This is a genomic window from Nitratidesulfovibrio sp. D1, assembly GCF_051133415.1.
Lineage (GTDB): Bacteria > Desulfobacterota > Desulfovibrionia > Desulfovibrionales > Desulfovibrionaceae > Cupidesulfovibrio.
This window is the reverse complement of sequence record NZ_JBPGNZ010000002.1, coordinates 1-16,951: the sequence shown is the minus strand read 5'-3', so window position 1 is coordinate 16,951 and position 16,951 is coordinate 1. Positions and strand designations below refer to the sequence as shown.

Sequence of the window (16,951 nt, the reverse complement as noted above, 5' to 3'; positions counted from 1 at the left end):
AAATGTCATCGGACATGACGAAAACGACAAAACGGACAACACGCAACAACGGATAATACACTCGGGTTCATGACAACGTGGGGGAACGCATGACATCGACGACACGGGCTTTGGGTGGATCGGGCCTGCTGGCGATGCTTTTCGCCGGTACGGGCGTGGCCGTCGCGCTGGGCGCGGCGGACTGGGTGGTTTACGTCCTTGTGACGGCGGGCTTGCTGGCGGCGCTGGGCTGCCTGTTCGATGCATGGCGCGTGCATGGCTCCCTGCGCGAGGCCGCCCGGCTGGCCGCCGGGGTGCGCGACGAGGCCGTGGCCTCCGGCACGGCGGCGCACGGTCCAGGCAACGGACTGTCCTTCGGCACCCGCAAGACCGGGGCAATCGCAACCCCCACGGCCAACGGTTTCGACGGGGACGCGGCGGCCCTGCTGGCCCGCCACGTACCGCGCGTGGTCGCCCTGCTGGATGCCGCGCGCCAGGGCATGGCAGCAGAAGCCGCCCGCGCCGACACGTGCACGCAGGCGGCCGATGCCGCCGGGCGCAGGGCCAGGCTGGCGCGCGACCGGGCGGAGGCCTCCAATCGGCAGGCCATGCGCAATTCCGCAAAGACCCTGGACCGCGCCGTCACCTCGCTGCAAGAGGCCGCCGCGCGCCTGGCCGCCGAGGCGGGCGGCGCATCCGGCGGGGCCGACAACCAGCGGCGACTGGCGGGCGACACCGCCGTGGCCATGGAACAGATGACCTCCACGGTCAACGCCGTGGCCCGCAACGCGGGCGACGCCGCCGCCCAGGCCGACACCGCGCGCCAGAAGGCCCTGGCCGGGCGCGACGTGGTGAACCGGGCGGTGTCGGCCATCGCCGCCGTGCACGGGCACACCACCGGCCTGCGCGAGGTCATGGGCGACCTGGGCACCCGTGCCGAATCCATCGGCCAGGTCATGGGGGTTATCACCGACATCGCCGACCAGACCAACCTGCTGGCGCTGAACGCCGCCATCGAGGCGGCCCGCGCCGGTGACGCCGGGCGCGGCTTTGCCGTGGTGGCCGACGAGGTGCGCAAGCTGGCGGAAAAGACCATGCAGGCCACCCGCGAAGTGGGCGAGGTCATCGTGTCCATCCAGACCGGCACCCGCAAGACCCTGTCCGACATGGACGAAGCCGCCCGCGTGGTGGACCAGGCCACCCGCCTGGCCGAGGATTCCGGCGAGGCCCTGGCCGAAATCGTGGACATCGTGGAGACCACCTCCGACGGGGTGCGCAACATCGCCACCGCCGCCGAGCAGCAGGCCGCCACCTGCGAGGAGATCAACCGCATCATCGCCCAGGTGGACGCCATCTCGCGCCAGACGGCCGACGGCATGCACCGCGCCAACGACGACATCGCCGCCCTTTCCGCCGAGATGGCCCGGCTGGCCACCCTGAACAAGGTGTTCCACGTCATCGGCGAAGGCACGGTGCAGACCCTCATGCACGGGCTGGCCGAGTCGCCGGACATCCGGTCCATGCGGCGCGAGCGCATCGAGGCGCACCTCAGGCGGGTCATCGCCGCCGCGCCCCACCTGGAACTGTTGTACATGACCGACGCCAAGGGGCGGCAGATCATCTCCAACATCGCCCCGGCCGCGCTGGCAACCCCGGCGGACGAGGCGGCCCACGGCAAGGACTGGTCGTCGCGTCCGTGGTTCACCGGGGCCATGTCCATCGGCGACCTGTACATCTCGGAAAGCTATGTTTCGCAGGCATCGGGCGCGCCGTGCATCACCGTGTCCCTGCCCATGGAGGACGCGGCGGGCAATCCTGTGGCGCTGCTGGCGGCGGACGTGAAGCTGGGCTGACGCCCCCGCTCTTGCCGCATGGTGAGCGCCCGTGTACCATGCCGACGTGAGTACCGTCCGGTCCCCGCGCCATCCAGGCTGCCGGGACCGGGCACGACCGCGCCACGCGCAGCGAGTTCCATGCCCCCACGCCGCCCCTCCGCTCCCGTCGCCAACGCGCCCGGCAAGCCCGCCGGGGCGGCGTCCGCCCGTCGCGGCGCCAAGGCCGCCGTGTCTTCCAAACCCCGGCGGGCCGCGCCCGTTCGCCCCGGACAGGATGGCGCGCCCCGCGCCTCGCATCCGCTCATCGACGGGTATCTGGAACATCTGCTCATCGAACGCGGCCTTGCCGAAAACACCCTGGCCGCCTACGCGGCGGACCTGGCCGACTTCGCCGGGTTTCTCGCGCAGGGGGGCATCGATCTGCACGCCGCCACGGAACAGACCCTGTTCCTGTACATAGTGGACCTGCGGCGGCGCGGCCTGACCAGCCGCACCCTGTCCCGTCACCTGTCCGCCCTGCGCGGGCTGTTCGCCCACGGCGTGGCCGAGGGCCAGCTTGCCGCCGACCCGCTGCGCTACCTCGAAAACCCCAAGCTGCCGCGCACCCTGCCCGACGTGCTCACCCGGGACGAGATGGCCGCCGTGCTGGCCCGGCCAGACCTTTCCGACCGCCTTGGCTTTCGCGACCGCACCATGCTGGAACTGCTGTACGCCTCGGGCCTGCGCGTCTCCGAGCTGTGCGGGCTGCGCCCCCTGGACTTCGACCCCATGACCGGCCTGGTGCGGGTATTCGGCAAGGGGTCCAAGGAGCGCATCGTGCCGGTGCACGACACGGCGGCCAGGCTGCTGGCGGCCTACATCCGCGACTGGCGGCCCGCGTTCCGCCCGGTGGAGGACGCTCTGTTCCTGAACCGTTCCGGCAAGGGGCTGACCCGCCAGGCGGTGTGGAAGGCGGTCAAGCGCCACGTGGCCGAGGCGGGCATCCGCAAGGACATCTCGCCGCACACCTTCCGCCATTCCTTCGCCACCCATCTGCTGGACGGCGGGGCCGACCTGCGCACCGTGCAGATGCTGCTGGGCCACGCCGACATCGCGGCCACGGAAATCTACACCCACGTGCAGGCCGACCGGCTGCGCCAGGTGCACCGCGCCCATCACCCCCGCTCGCGCTCCTGACCCGGCGCACCCCACGGACACCCACGCATGCAGCAGCCCCCCAAGATCGCCGCGCCGGTGCTGGTCACCGCCCACGCCAACGCCGACTTCGACGCGCTGGCCGCCATGGTGGCGGCGGGCAAGCTGTACCCCGGCGCGGTGCTGGTCTTTCCCGGCAGCCAGGAACGCACCCTGCGCAATTTCTTCATCGAAAGCGCCACCTACATGTTCAACTTCCGGCAGGCGCGCGACATCGACCCGGAAAGCGTGCAGACCCTGGTCATCGTGGATACCCGCCAGCACTCGCGGGTGCCCCACGTGCACAACGTGCTGGCCCGCACCGGGGTCACCGTGCACCTCTGGGACCATCACCCGGACACCGACGAGGACATTCCCGCCGCGTTCAGCCGGGTGCGGCCCTGGGGCTCCACCACGGCCATCATCGTGGCCGAGATCCGCGAGCGGGGGCTGACCCTTTCCGGCGACGAGGCCACCATGCTCGGCCTCGGCATCTTCGAGGACACCGGCTCGTTCACTTTCTCCTCCACCACCGAGCACGACTTTTCCGCGGCGGGCTGGCTGAAGACGCAGGGCATGGACCTGAACGCCATCGCCGAACTCATCGCCCGCGACCTGACGAGCGAGCAGGTGGTCATCCTCAACGCCCTGCTCCAGACCGCCAGCACCCACGACATCAACGGCACCCTGGTGACCATCGCCGAGGCGTCCATGGAAACCTACATGGGCGACTTCGCGCTGCTGGCCCACAAGATCATGGACATGGAGAACATCAAGGTGCTGTTCGCCCTGTGCCGCATGGGCGACAGGGTGCAGGTGGTGGCCCGCAGCCGCCTGCCCGAGGTGGACGTGGCCCAGGTGTGCACGTCGCTCGGGGGCGGGGGGCACCCCTACGCGGCGTCCGCCTCGGTCAAGGACAAGACCCTGCAACAGGTGCGCGACGAACTGTTCGCCCTGCTCTTCTCGGCGGTCAACCCGCAGATACGGGTGCGCGACCTGATGTCCTCGCCCGTGGTGGGCGTGGACGACGACCGCACCATCGCCGACGCCGAGGAAACCATGACCCGCTACGGCCTGAAGGCCGTGCCCGTGTTCGCCGCGGGCACCCGGCGGTGCGTGGGCTACCTGGAACAGCAGACCGCCGCGCGGGCCATCTCGCACGGGCTGGGACACATGGGCGTGACGGAATACATGCACCGCCGGGTGCAGACCGTTACCCCCAACGAAGACCTGTACAAGGTCATGGAAATCATCGTGGGCCAGCGCCAGCGGCTGGTGCCGGTGGTGGACCGGGTGCCCGCGCCGCACCTGGCGGGCAGCTACGGCGTTGAACGCACGCCCCCGCCCGCTGCGGAAACGGGCGAGGAGACCGGCGAGGTGGTGGGCGTCATCACCCGCACCGACCTCATCAACACCCTGGTCGAGGAACCGGCCCGCATCCCGGAAACGCTGCTGCCCGAATCGCGGCGCGAGCGGAACATCCGCTCCCTGTTGCAGGAACGCCTGCCGGACACCCACTTCCGCCTGCTGGAACTGGCGGGACGGCTGGGCGACAGGCTGGACGTGCCGGTGTACGCCGTGGGCGGCTTCGTGCGGGACATCCTGCTGGGGCGGCCCAACCTGGACCTTGATGTGGTGGTTGAAGGCGACGGCATCGCCTTTGCCCGCGCCCTGGCGGACGAACTGGGCGGCCGCATGCGCGCGCACCACAAGTTCAAGACCGCCGTGGTCATCTTTCCCGCGTGGGAGTCGGAAAAACGGCGTGGCAAGGGCGCGGACGCGATACGGGATGATGCCCCCGGCACACCGGACGCCCCGCCCGCCGCCCCACCCGCGGCCCTTCCCTCTGCGGGAGACGCGGCCGACGACGCCGTGGCGGAAGCGGCCCACCGCGCCGCCGCCCGGCCGGAACAGCGCATCGACGTGGCCACGGCCCGCCTGGAATACTACGAATATCCGGCGGCGCTTCCCACCGTCGAGCTGTCGTCCATCAAGATGGACCTGTACCGGCGCGACTTCACCATCAACGCCCAGGCCGTGCAGCTGAACGGCGCGCACTTCGGGCGGCTGGTGGACTTCTTCGGCGCGCAGCGCGACATGAAGGACAAGGCCATCCGCGTGCTGCACTCGCTGTCCTTCGTGGAAGACCCCACCCGCATCCTGCGCGCCATCCGCTTCGAGAAGCGCTACGATTTCCGCATCGGCGCGCAGTGCGAACGGCTCATCAAGAACGCCCTGCAACTGGGCATGATGGACCGCCTGTCCGGGGCGCGGCTGTTCCACGAACTGAAGCTGATCTTCGACGAAAAGGCCCCCCTGCCGTGCATCCGGCGCATGGAGGACTACGACATCCTGCGCCTGATCCACCCGCTGCTGAAGCTGAACCCGGCCAAGATGGACGTGCTGACCGAACTGGAACGGGTGCTGCACTGGTACCGGCTGCTGTACCTTTCGCCCGCGCCGGAACCGTGGGTGCTCTACCTGCTGGGGCTGTGCGGCAACGGCAAGTACCTGGACGTGGCCGCCGTCACCGACCGGCTGGCCTTCTCGCGCAAGGTGCGGCAGGACTTCCTGACCCTGCGCGAGAACGTGCGCGAGGTGTACAACCTGCTCAACCAGTGGATGCAGCGCGACGGCTCCATGAGCGGCCTGAACAACCTGCTGGCGCCCATCGCGCCGGAAGGCATCCTGTACCTGATGGCCCGCGCCAAGACCGAGGCCGCGCGCAAGCACATCTCGCACTACCTCACCCGCCTGCGCGGCGAGACGCCCGACATCACCGGCAACGACCTGCTGGCCATGGGCATTCCGGCTGGCCCCGCCTACGGCCGCGTGTTGCGCCGGGTGCTGGCGGCCAAGCTGGACGGCCTGGCCCGCACCCGCGCGGCCCAGCTGGACCTGGCCCACGAACTGCTGCGCGAGGAAACCGCGCGCGAGGCGCTTGCCAACGAGACAGGCGAAACCGGCGGGGCGGCTGGCGGCGAGGAAGGCGCGGAGGCCGCCTGCGTGGCCCAGGGCCAGGGCGTGGCGTCCGGCAACCGGCGTCACCGGCCGCCGGGCTGGCGCGGGCTTCAGAACGGGCACAGCGGGCAAGAGAGGCAGAGCGGAGAGAACGGCCCGGACAGTCAGGGCGCACCGGATGTCCAAGGCGCTCGGGACACTCGGGATACCCCCGGCACCGGCGACGAAACCGGAGGAACCACCTCCGTGCCGGGGGCCTGACGCCGGTCCGGAATTACTTCGGCACCGGCCACGAGCGGCGATGCCGCGCCCGCCGACGCCACAAACATCGGCCCCGGCGCCCCGCCCCCCTTGCCCCGCAAGGCCCGAGGGTGTAAGCACAACAGACCGGCGGAATTTCAATCGGAAATACGGCACCTTGCGCATGCGCACAAACAGTGGCGCGCGCCGTGCCCCAGGAGACGGATCGGATCATGGAAACCCTTTGGGCGCCCTGGCGCCTCGACTACATTCTGGGCCCCAAGCCCGACAGCTGCGTGTTCTGCCTGCCCGAACACACCGACGAGGACGAGGCGCGCCTGGTCCTGTACCGGGGGCGGCACAACTTCGTGATCATGAACAAGTTCCCGTACAACAACGGGCACCTCATGGTCACGCCGTTCCGGCACGTCATGGACTTGGCCGCGCTGGAACCGGACGAGGCCCACGAGATGATGGACCTGCTCCAGACCTGCGCCGCCACGCTGCGCCAGCGCTTCAGCCCGCAGGGCATCAACGTGGGGCTGAACCTGGGCGAGGCCGCCGGGGCGGGCATCCGCGAACATCTGCATTTCCACCTCGTGCCGCGCTGGAACGGCGATTCGTCGTTCATGGCGGTGATGAGCGAAACACGGGTCATTCCCGAACATCTGCATTCCACGTATCATGCCCTGAAACCCCTGTTCGACCGCCTGCCCCGCGCGGGACGGTAAGGAGGCCGACATGCGCTTCGTCAAGGTTCTCATTCTGGTGCTGGTGTTCTTCATCTCCATGATGTTCTTCGTGCAGAACAACGCGGTGCTCTCGCAGACGGTCACCCTGAAGCTGGACCTGTTCTTCGACACCGCGTGGAGCTCCATCGAGCTGCCGTTCTACTTCATGGTGCTGTGTGCCTTCCTGCTGGGCGCCCTGCTGACCATGCTGCTGCTCATGATCAGCCGCATGCGCGCCGGAGCCGCCCTGCGCCGCGCCAACAAGCGCATCCGCGTGCTGGAGAAGGAACTGAACTCGCTGCGCAACCTGCCGCTGGAAACCGCGCGCAAGGCCCCGGAACCGGCGGCCGCTCCCGCGCCTGTTGACGCGGCGGAGCCCACCCCGGCCAAGGCCGGCTAGGCGGGAGACCCCGTGACGCTGCTGGACAGACTGAAGGCGGGCGCGCGCACGCTGCTGGGCCACCGGCGCGCCGACATCCTTTCGCCCATGGGGCCGGATGCCGAATCTCCCGGCGCGCGCGATGCGCTGTCGGCCATCCAGGAACTGAGCCGGGTGGTGCGCAACGACCCGGACGCGGTGGAGATCTACCTCGCCCTTGGCAACCTGTACCGGCTGCGCGGCGACATCGAGCGCGCCGTGCAGATCCGCAGCAGCCTCATCGTGCGGCCGGGGCTGGACCCGCAGTTCAAGGCGCGGGCCCTGTTCGAACTGGGGCGCGACTACCGGCGCGGCGGCGTCATGGACCGGGCGCTCGCGGCCTTCGACGAGGCGCGGGCGCTCGGGGCCGATCCGGAACAGATCACCTTCGAACTGGCCCTGCTCCACGCGGACAGCGGCGCCTTCGAGGAGGCCGCCGCGCAGTACGCGCGCCTGGGCTTCCGTCCGGCGCAGGCCCACTACATGGTTCGCCACGCCGAAGACCTGGACCGCTGCGGCCGCGCCGACGAGGCCAGGAACCTGCTGGCCAGGGCCGTGAAGGTCTACCCCGGCGCGGTGGAGGCCTGGCGGGCGCGGCTGGTCATGGCCGCGCGCGCGGGCGAATGGCGCCGCGCGGGCAAGCTGCTGCGCGAAGGGCTGGAGCGGGTCCCCGCCTCCATCCGCTTCCTGCTGCTTGAAGGACTGCTTGAACTTGAAGCCCCCGCCCCCCGCAACGGGAACGGCAACGGGGCCAACGGGACCAACAGAACCGGCACCGCCAGCGCGGACTTCGAGGAACAACGCTGCGCCACGGTGCTTGCCGCCATGGAGGCGCAGGAGCCGGACCTGCTGCTGCACTACTACGGCGCGCTGTTCCTGCTGCGTTGCGGCAACCGCGAGGAGGCGGGCAACTGGCTGGCCAAGGCCATGGTGCTGCGCCCCGACTTCTGGGCCGCCCGGCTGGAACTGCTCTCGCTGTCCATGGAACAGCAGCACCTGTCCCCGGTGTTCCGCAGCCAGCTGGAATACTTCATCGAACACGCCCGCAAGGTGAAGCGCTTCGTGTGCGGGGCCTGCGGCCTGCGCCGCGAGCACACCTTCAGCGTGTGTCCGCGCTGCCGCAACTGGCATTCGGCCACGTTCCGGATGTCCTTGCAGGACTAGCAGGGCGGCCGTCGCGGCCAGCGCCGCATTTCCGTCCGGCCCGTCGTCCGGTACTTCCATCCCCACCCCTTCGCGGTGTACAGACGAGGCATGACAGACACCTCCCTCTTCACGCACGCCCAGTCCGATGCCCCGGCGGACGACCCGGCCGCCCCTTCCAACGACGCGCCCGGCGCGCCCGGCCCGCAGGACGAAGGGCTTGCCATCACGTCCGGCATGACCTCTGGCGCGCGCGGCGCATCGCGCCTGGCCGGGGCCACCACGGCGGCGGCGGCCCGCGCCAATCCGTCGAAGCTCACCCCCATGTTCGAGCAGTACCTGCGCATCAAGGACGACCATCCGGACGCGCTGCTGCTCTACCGCATGGGCGACTTCTACGAGATGTTCTTCGACGACGCGGAAACGGCCGCGCGCGAACTGCAAATCGCCCTCACCTGCCGCAACCCCAACGCCGACCTGCGCGTGCCCATGTGCGGCGTGCCCCACCACTCGGTAGAGGGGTACATCAGCCAGTTGCTGGAAAAGGGCTTCAAGGTGGCCCTGTGCGACCAGATAGAGGACCCGCGCGAGGCCAAGGGGCTGGTCAAGCGCGCCGTCACCCGCGTGCTGACCCCCGGCACGGTGGTCGAGGACGCCAACCTCGACGCCAAGGGGCACAACTACCTCGGCGCGCTGTTCTGGGACGACGAGAAGGATGCGGGCGGCTTCGCCTGGCTCGATTTTTCCACCGGCGAATGGTCGGGCCTGCACGCGAAAAAGGCCCCCGACCTGTGGCAGTGGGTGCGCAAGATGCAGCCCCGCGAACTGCTGGTGACCGAGGGCGCGCAGGTGCCCTCGTCCCTGTCGCTGACCTCCACGCAGGTGGTGCGGGTGCCCGGCCGCGCGCCGTTCGACCTCAAGGCCGCCACGGAACGGCTGCTGCACGCCCAGGGCGTGCGCGACACCGGGGCGCTGGGACTTGAAGGAAAGGATGAACTTGTCCGGGCCTGCGGGGCGCTGCTGGCCTACATCGTGCAGACCCAGAAGCAGGACCTCATCCACCTCGCCCCGTTCCGCCCGCTGAACCTCGGCCGCCACCTCATCGTCGATGAAGTGACGGAGCGCAACCTGGAAATCTTCCGCCGCCTGGACGGCCGCAAGGGGCCGGGCACGCTGTGGCACGTGCTGGACCATACCCAGACCCCCATGGGCGGCCGCCTGCTGGAGGAACGCCTGCGCCACCCCTGGCGCGAGACGGGCCCCATCGAGGAAACCCAGGCCGCGGTGACCTGGCTGTTCGAGCGCGACGACACCCGGCGCGACCTGCGGGCCGCCCTCAACGAGGTGTACGACCTTGAACGGCTGACCACGCGCATCTTCCTGAACCGCGCCGCCCCCAAGGACTACGTGGCCCTGCGCCAGAGCCTGGCCGCCCTGCCCAAGGTGCGCGGCGTGCTGGAACGCCCGGAAACGGCCCCCGGCAGCTACCCCACCGACGGCGAGGCGCGCGGCGACGGCCGCCCGTCCTTCCTGCGCACGGCCCTGAAGGGCTGGGACGACCTGTCCGACTACTTCGACCTGCTGGAACGCGCGCTGGTGGACAATCCGCCCCACCTGGTCACCGAAGGGGGGCTGTTCCGGCCCGGCTTCCACGCCGAACTGGACGAGCTGCTCGACCTTACCGAACACGGTGAGAACATGTTGCAGCAACTGCTGGCCGAGGAACAGGCCGCCAGCAACCTGCCGAAGCTCAAGCTGGGCTTCAACCGGGTGTTCGGCTACTACTTCGAGCTGTCGCGCGCCGCCTCGGACGCCGTGCCCGAACACTTCGTGCGCCGCCAGACCCTGGCCAATGCCGAACGGTTCACCACCCCGCGCCTGAAGGAACTGGAGGAAAAGCTGGTCTCGGCCAGCGACCGCCGCAAGTCGCTGGAGTACAAGCTGTTCCAGAAGCTGCGCGAAACCGTGTCCGAGGCGCGCCCCCGCGTGCTGTTCATGGCCGACCTGCTGGCAGGGTTCGACTACTGGCAGAGCCTTGCGGAAACGGCCCGCCGCTGGAACTGGACCCGTCCGGTGCTGGCGCAGGACACCGACATCCTGATCCGCGAAGGCCGCCACCCCGTGGTGGAGGCCATGCAGGGCAGCGCCAACTTCATCCCCAACGACCTGCGCATGGACGAGGCCCGGCGGCTGTTGCTGATCACCGGCCCCAACATGGCCGGTAAATCCACGGTGCTGCGCCAGACGGCCATCATATGCCTGCTGGCCCAGATGGGCTCGTTCGTGCCCGCGCGCGAAGCGCGCCTGGGCATCGCCGACCGGGTGTTCTCGCGGGTGGGGGCCTCGGACAACCTGGCGCAGGGGCAGTCCACCTTCATGGTGGAAATGATGGAGACCGCGCGCATCCTGCGCCAGGCGGGCAAGCGCAGCCTGGTCATCCTGGACGAGATCGGGCGCGGCACCAGCACCTTCGACGGCCTGGCCCTGGCCTGGGCCGTGGTGGAAGAGCTGGCCCGCCGCGCGGGCGGCACCATCCGCACCCTGTTCGCCACCCACTACCACGAGTTGACGGCGCTCGAAGGGCGTATCCCCGGTGTGCACAACATGAACATCGCCATCCGCGAATGGGGCGGCGAAATCGTGTTCCTGCGCAGGCTGGTGCCCGGCCCGTCGGACCGCAGCTACGGCATCGAGGTGGCCCGGCTTGCCGGGGTGCCGCAGCCGGTGGTACAGCGCGCACGGGACCTGCTGCACGAACTGGAAAAGACCCGCGACGGCAGGGGCGAAGCCCCCCGCGCGGCCCGCGCCGTGCTGCCGGGGCTGGACATGCCCGAGCCGAAGCAGGCCGCCAAACCGCGCGCCATGCTCGCCGCTCGGGCGGAGCCGGTGGCCCATCCGCTGCTGACCGCCCTGCGCGACCTGGATACCGACCACCTGACGCCCATGGGGGCGCTGCAACTGCTCAACGAATGGAAACTGCTCTGGGGAGGCCCCGCCCATGCCGAAGATACCGTTCCCGACCAGCCCCCGGCAGCACCGGGAAACGACCGTGACTGACGCACCCGTTTCCCGCACGACTGGGCGCACGGCTGGCCGCGCCCCGCATGTCCGCATCCGGCGCGTGGGGGCCGTGGCGGCCCTGTGCGCGATGCTGGCCCTTGGGGCGGCCTGCGGCAAGAAGATCATGCCCCAGCCCCAGGACAACCGCGAACTGTTCAGCTGGCGCGCCACCACGGCCATGGCCACGGCCAACGGCTGCATCGCCGCGCGGGGCGAGGCCCAGGGCAACGTGGACAACCTGGCCTCGGTGATCCTCGAAATCCAGCCGATAGACGGCAGCGCGGACAGCTGCGCGGGATGCCCCTTCCAGGCCACGTCGCGCCAGGAATTCCGGCCGGAAAAGCAGATCACCCCGCAGGATACCGCCATCGTGGAAATGACCATGTGCCCCGACCGCAAGGCCCCGGCCTACCGCTGGCGGCTGGTGGGGGTGAACGTGCTGACCCGCTTCGCGCACGCCCTCGGCAAGGTGCAGACGCTGGTGGTGGACCCCGACGCCCCCGGCTTCGAACTGCCGGTGGAAGACACGCCGCCCCAGCAGCAGACCGAAATCGTGATTCCGTAACGACGGGGCCGCGCCGGGCGTGCCCGCCCGCAGGGAGGAGACGCATGCACTACTTCCAATACCGCGACGGCGAACTGCACGCCGAAGACGTGCCGGTGCGCGAACTGGCCAGCCGGTACGGCACGCCGCTGTACGTCTATTCGGCCGCCACGCTGCGCCGCCACTTCCAGGCCTTCGACAGCGCGTTCACCGGCGTGGGCCACCTGACCTGCTATTCGGTCAAGGCCAACTCCAACGTGCACCTGCTGCGCCTGCTGGCGGACATGGGCGCGGGCATGGACATCGTGTCCGGGGGCGAACTGCACCGGGCGCTCACGGCCGGGGTGCCCGGCCAGCGCATCGTGTACAGCGGGGTGGGCAAGCGCGACGACGAAATCCGCGCCGCGCTGGAGGCGGACATCCTGCTGTTCAACGTCGAATCGGTGCAGGAACTGGAGCGCATCGACGCCGTGGCCGGGGAAATGGGGCGCACCGCGCGCATCGGCGTGCGCATCAACCCCGACGTGGACCCCAAGACCCACCCGTACATCTCCACGGGCATGCGCAACAACAAGTTCGGGCTGGACATGGAACAGGCCCAGGCCGCCTACCTGCTGGCCCGCGACCTGCCCAACGTGACTCCGGTGGGCATCGACTGCCACATCGGCTCGCAGCTCACCACCCTGGCCCCGTTCCTGGAAGCGCTGGACCGGGTGCTGGACTTCCACGAACGGCTGCGCGACCTGGGGCTGTCCATCACCCATCTGGACCTTGGCGGCGGACTCGGCATCACCTACGGAGAAGAAACCCCGCCCCATCCCAGGGAATTCGGCGAGGCCGTGTCCGACCGGCTGCGCGGGCGCGGGCTGTCGCTGATCCTCGAACCCGGCCGGGTCATCGCGGGCAACGCGGGCATTCTGGTGGGCCGGGTGATCTATACCAAGGCCACGCCCAGCAAGAACTTCATCATCGCCGACGCGGCCATGAACGACCTCGTGCGGCCCTCGCTGTACCAGTCGTACCACCGCATCGCCGAGGTGCACCCCGCCGGGCGCGAGGAAATCACCGCCGACGTGGTGGGTCCCATCTGCGAATCGGGCGACTTTCTGGCGCGCGACCGCATCCTGCCCGACATGCGGCGGGGCGAACTGCTGGCCGTGTTCTCCGCCGGGGCCTACGGCTTTTCCATGAGTTCCAACTACAACTCGCGCCCCCGCGCCGCCGAGGTGCTGGTGGACGGCGCCACGGCGCGGTGCATCCGCCGCCGGGAAACGCTGGACGACCTGGTGGCCCCGGAACTGAACGCCGACGGCTGACCGAAGCGGCGCGCAACGCCAGCGCCGCAGTAGCCAACGCCAACAAAGGGGCCCCACGGGGCCCCTTTCGCGTTGTTGCCTGCCGGTGCGACCGGAAATCGGGAATACGACACCCTATTATTGTGATTTCATGGATGAAACATGAAATGCTCCGGCACGGCGAATTTTCCGCTTGCGCCCGGCGCGGAATCTTGTTTATAAAAGTGAACAAGCCGACCACGTCGGCACGGGCAGCGCCCTCCCTTTGCCAGGACGCCCCAAACACCCCTGCCGGACATGTCTGCCAGACACATCGCCGGACACGTCCGCAGGGCCACGCAGGACACCACCATGCCGGACACCTTCGACACCTTCTTCGCCCGGGTCATGCAGGGCACGGACATCACCACCCAGCAGGCCCTTGCCCGCGTGCTGGGGGTGAACCGCAGCGCCATCACCCAGGCCAAGAACCGCGACGCCATCCCGCAGAAGTGGATCCTGCGGCTGTCGCGGGTGTACGGGCTGTCACCGGATTGGCTGGAATACGGGCGCGGCACGCCCCGTCCCGCCCCCTTGTCTCCGGCCGCATCGGCACATGGCGCGCGCACCCCGGTCAGTCAGACCGCCGGTTCCATTCCCGGCCGCGCGGCGGCGTTGCGCCCGGCCATGCCCGCCTCGCCCCTCACCGACCTGCCTCCCGCCGTGCACATGGTGCCCAAGGTGCGCGCCCGGCTGAGCGCGGGAGGCGGCTCGTTCGAGGTGCAGGCCATGCCCGTGGGCGGCCAGCCCTTCGCCCATGCCTGGCTGTCCCGCAAGGGCACCCCCTCGGCCATGGTGCTCATGGACGTGGTGGGCGACAGCATGGAGCCGGAAATCCGCGATGGCGACACCGTACTGGTGGACCGCGCCACCGAAGACCTGCGCTTCGGCCAGGTCTACGCCGTGGGCCTGGAAGACGCCGTGCTGGTCAAGCGCGTCATGCGCACCCCCGACGGCCTGGCCCTGGTCAGCGACAACCCCGCGTATGCGCCCATCCGCGTGCGGGGCGACGAACTGGAACAGTTCCGCGTCATCGGCCGGGTTGTCTGGCTGTGCCGCGAACTGGGGTAACCCCCTTTTTTTGTCCGACATGTTCACTTTTATAAACACGACAACCGGCGGCATGCCCCGCCACATCCCCAAGGAGACCGTCATGCAACAGCGTTTCTGCACCTGCGGCCATCAGCTCTGGGTCCTGTACAGCTCCATCGAACGCAAGTTCCGCACCATGTTCTTCGCCGGTACCTGCTTCAGCGGCAAACGCGTGGATACCTGCCCCTGCTGCGGCGCTCCCCTCGACATCAACCGTCTGAACTAGGCCGCCACTTGCGGCCCCCCATGCGCCCGCCAGTCCCATCAATCCCACCGGACGCGGCCCGTCGCCATCCCATGCGGCGGGCCGCCGGGCAGCCTTCCCTCCGTGTCCGCTTCCGGCGTGCGTAGCCCACCCCCAGACACCCCCACCTTTGCCCCTCGCAAGTGCAGGGCCAGCCTGCCTTGACCCCATCCTGCCTCCGGGCGATACTTCCGGAGAACCGTACATGTCGCGCACCCTGCGCAACATTCCTCCGTGCGAGTGCGAGGCCGCGCACCCTGCGGCCCTCCCTTCATCCTCAGCCGCCTGACGGTATGCCGGAACACGCCGACACCATCTTTCCCCGCCCCGCCCCCGATGCGCGGCCAGCGAAGTCCGCACGGCGCGGCCGCGCCGGGGCACCCCGCGCCAGAGGGCAGGTCCCGCCCTCCTGGCGAATCAGGATGTCCGTCCTGATGGCCTGCCTTGCCGCGTGGGCGTTCTGCACCGCATGCCCGCCCCCCGCCGGTGCGCTCACCCTGCTCACGGAGGACCTTCCTCCCTTCAACTACATGCAGAACGGCGTACCGCGCGGCCCCGGGGTGGACATCGTCACCCAAGTCCTGCACCGCAACGGACTGCCGGTCGAACCTGGGGACGTCAGGGTGCTGCCCTGGCCCAGGGCCTTCAACCTGGCCCTGAATACCCCGGACGCTCTGCTGTTCAGCACCGCCCGCACCCCGGAACGCGAAGAACTATTCAAGTGGGTAGGGCCGGTCATGCATGTGACCGTGGGTGCCGTGGTGCGCAAGAACAGCCGGGTGGCCCCTCGCCGATGGCGCGACCTGCAGGGGCTGCGGGTGGGCACGGTGCGCAACACCGTGGGCGAACAACTGCTGCTCGAACAGGGGGTGCCGTCCGCCCTGCTGCATTCCGTGACCACCCCCGCCGACGCGGTGCGCATGCTGGCCGCCGGGCGGGTGGACGTGCTGGCGTTCAACATCCACTCCACGCTGTACATGATGGAACAGGGCAACATCGACAGTTCCGAATACACCATGAGCATGGTGCTCCAGAAATTCGGCCTGTACATGGCCTTCAACCGGGCCACGGACGACGCCCTGGTGGCCCGCCTGCAATCCACGCTCGACGCCATGCGCTGCAACGGCGGAGTGCCGGGTTCCAGCGACCTTGCGCGCATCGCCCGTCCCTACGCCTCATTCTTTTCGCCCGACTCGTTCCCGGAGGAACGGAACTGCCCCCGCACGAAGCCACCCGGCTTTTGACGAACGCCCCCTTCGCGGGGCATTCTGGAACGTGAACGTCCACCTGTACCCAACCGGCTTGAAGTCATGCGCCATCCACCCGGAGGCACCATGCACCACGACACCCGGCTATCCAGGCGCGCCTTTCTGGCCGCAGCCACCGGCACTCTCATCAGCACGGGATTGCCCGGTACGTTCGTGACACTCGCGGAAGGGGCCCAACGGGCCATGGCTGCGGAGCGCAGGCCGGACGGGAGGCTGCGCCTTCCCCCCGGCCAGACGGCGGTGGAGAGAATTCCGGACATGGGCGGCATGCCCGGCACGGCCAGCCAGATGGACTGGCGCCTGCGCATTCATGGCGAGGTCGACCGGCCCGTCACCCTCTCCTTCGCGGACCTTCGCCAGTTCGAACAGGTGCGCGTCACCTGCGACGTTCATTGCGTCACGGGCTGGACGTTGCTTGATTCCGTCTGGAACGGGGTTCGCCTCGCCACCCTCGTGGAGCACGCGCGACCAGCCTCGGCCAACGGCTTTCTCGTGCTGGAAGCCGCCCATGGCTACACCACCAGCATCCCCATGCACGACATCCGCAATGCAGACGTCCTTCTGGCCCACGGCCTTTACGACCAGCCGCTGCCCAAACCCAACGGCGGGCCGGTGCGCGCGGTGGTGCCGGACAGGTATTTCTACAAGAGCGCCAAGTGGGTGGAAGGCATCAAGATCGTCAGCAACGATGAACCGGGCTTCTGGGAGACGCGCGGGTACAGCAACTCCGCCGACCCCTGGAAGGAAGAACGTTACCGGAAGTAGAACCTTCCATCGCCCGTTCCATGCCCCGGCACGCAACCGCATCACCCCCCGATGGCCGTGAAACGGAATAAAAATCCACCGGCATAGCCGGTGGTATTTCATATGCGCCTGTAAGGCTCTGTTACCAGCAGCGCCCTAGCAGGCGCATATTTTTAGATCTGGCA

13 protein-coding genes are annotated in these 16,951 nt (G+C 69.2%); all 13 read left to right on the top strand.

All coding sequences use genetic code 11. The features are described 5' to 3' along the window. Positions 1-89: 89 nt before the first annotated feature. On the top strand, positions 90-1,832 hold the full coding sequence (locus tag ACR4XJ_RS03225) for a methyl-accepting chemotaxis protein (RefSeq protein WP_434753859.1): 1,743 nt from the start codon (positions 90-92) through the stop codon (positions 1,830-1,832). A gap of 285 nt (positions 1,833-2,117) precedes the next feature. Continuing rightward, positions 2,118-2,990: a site-specific tyrosine recombinase XerD gene (xerD, locus tag ACR4XJ_RS03220; RefSeq protein ID WP_434754306.1), complete on the top strand. Its 873-nt coding sequence runs from the start codon at positions 2,118-2,120 to the stop codon at positions 2,988-2,990. A gap of 27 nt (positions 2,991-3,017) precedes the next feature. Next, positions 3,018-6,209 carry a CBS domain-containing protein gene (locus ACR4XJ_RS03215; RefSeq protein WP_434753858.1) on the top strand — a complete coding sequence of 1,064 codons (3,192 nt, stop codon included), beginning with the start codon at positions 3,018-3,020 and terminating at the stop codon, positions 6,207-6,209. Between the two features lie 212 nt (positions 6,210-6,421). After that, positions 6,422-6,919, top strand: a complete 498-nt coding sequence (locus tag ACR4XJ_RS03210; RefSeq protein WP_434753857.1) for an HIT family protein — start codon at positions 6,422-6,424, stop codon at positions 6,917-6,919. Positions 6,920-6,929: 10 nt separating this feature from the next. Beyond that, positions 6,930-7,319, top strand: a complete 390-nt coding sequence (locus ACR4XJ_RS03205) for a lipopolysaccharide assembly protein LapA domain-containing protein (protein ID WP_434753856.1) — start codon at positions 6,930-6,932, stop codon at positions 7,317-7,319. Positions 7,320-7,331: 12 nt separating this feature from the next. Then, a complete protein-coding gene (locus ACR4XJ_RS03200; protein ID WP_434753855.1) occupies positions 7,332-8,501 on the top strand; it encodes a tetratricopeptide repeat protein in 1,170 nt (389 codons plus the stop codon). A gap of 303 nt (positions 8,502-8,804) precedes the next feature. Then, positions 8,805-11,537, top strand: coding sequence for a DNA mismatch repair protein MutS (gene mutS, locus ACR4XJ_RS03195; protein WP_434754305.1), 2,733 nt, complete (start codon positions 8,805-8,807; stop codon positions 11,535-11,537). Then, positions 11,530-12,105 carry a hypothetical protein gene (locus tag ACR4XJ_RS03190; protein WP_434753854.1) on the top strand — a complete coding sequence of 192 codons (576 nt, stop codon included), beginning with the start codon at positions 11,530-11,532 and terminating at the stop codon, positions 12,103-12,105. The genes mutS and ACR4XJ_RS03190 overlap by 8 nt, the downstream gene beginning before the upstream one ends. 44 nt (positions 12,106-12,149) lie before the next feature. After that, entirely contained in the window at positions 12,150-13,400 is a 1,251-nt protein-coding gene (gene lysA / locus ACR4XJ_RS03185) for a diaminopimelate decarboxylase (protein ID WP_434753853.1), read from the top strand. 330 nt (positions 13,401-13,730) lie between these two features. Beyond that, the gene (locus ACR4XJ_RS03180; protein ID WP_434753852.1) at positions 13,731-14,489 is read left to right on the top strand and encodes a LexA family transcriptional regulator; all 759 of its coding nucleotides are present in this window, start codon (positions 13,731-13,733) and stop codon (positions 14,487-14,489) included. A gap of 82 nt (positions 14,490-14,571) precedes the next feature. Next, positions 14,572-14,736: a hypothetical protein gene (locus ACR4XJ_RS03175; protein ID WP_333506523.1), complete on the top strand. Its 165-nt coding sequence runs from the start codon at positions 14,572-14,574 to the stop codon at positions 14,734-14,736. Positions 14,737-15,176: 440 nt separating this feature from the next. Continuing rightward, entirely contained in the window at positions 15,177-15,998 is an 822-nt protein-coding gene (locus ACR4XJ_RS03170) for a substrate-binding periplasmic protein (RefSeq protein ID WP_434753851.1), read from the top strand. A 90-nt stretch (positions 15,999-16,088) separates the two neighbouring features. Next, positions 16,089-16,787, top strand: a complete 699-nt coding sequence (locus tag ACR4XJ_RS03165; protein ID WP_434753850.1) for a molybdopterin-dependent oxidoreductase — start codon at positions 16,089-16,091, stop codon at positions 16,785-16,787. Positions 16,788-16,951 lie beyond the last annotated feature (164 nt).

Bases quoted from the DNA above. Each gene is read 5' to 3' on its own strand.
- ACR4XJ_RS03170 (WP_434753851.1), top strand. From the start codon at position 15,177: ATGTCCGTCCTGATGGCCTGCCTTGCCGCGTGGGCGTTCTGCACCGCA.
- ACR4XJ_RS03225 (WP_434753859.1), top strand. From the start codon at position 90: ATGACATCGACGACACGGGCTTTGGGTGGATCGGGCCTGCTGGCGATG.
- ACR4XJ_RS03175 (WP_333506523.1), top strand. From the start codon at position 14,572: ATGCAACAGCGTTTCTGCACCTGCGGCCATCAGCTCTGGGTCCTGTAC.
- ACR4XJ_RS03165 (WP_434753850.1), top strand. From the start codon at position 16,089: ATGCACCACGACACCCGGCTATCCAGGCGCGCCTTTCTGGCCGCAGCC.
- ACR4XJ_RS03215 (WP_434753858.1), top strand. From the start codon at position 3,018: ATGCAGCAGCCCCCCAAGATCGCCGCGCCGGTGCTGGTCACCGCCCAC.
- ACR4XJ_RS03210 (WP_434753857.1), top strand. From the start codon at position 6,422: ATGGAAACCCTTTGGGCGCCCTGGCGCCTCGACTACATTCTGGGCCCC.
- lysA (WP_434753853.1), top strand. From the start codon at position 12,150: ATGCACTACTTCCAATACCGCGACGGCGAACTGCACGCCGAAGACGTG.
- ACR4XJ_RS03180 (WP_434753852.1), top strand. From the start codon at position 13,731: ATGCCGGACACCTTCGACACCTTCTTCGCCCGGGTCATGCAGGGCACG.
- mutS (WP_434754305.1), top strand. From the start codon at position 8,805: ATGTTCGAGCAGTACCTGCGCATCAAGGACGACCATCCGGACGCGCTG.
- ACR4XJ_RS03205 (WP_434753856.1), top strand. From the start codon at position 6,930: ATGCGCTTCGTCAAGGTTCTCATTCTGGTGCTGGTGTTCTTCATCTCC.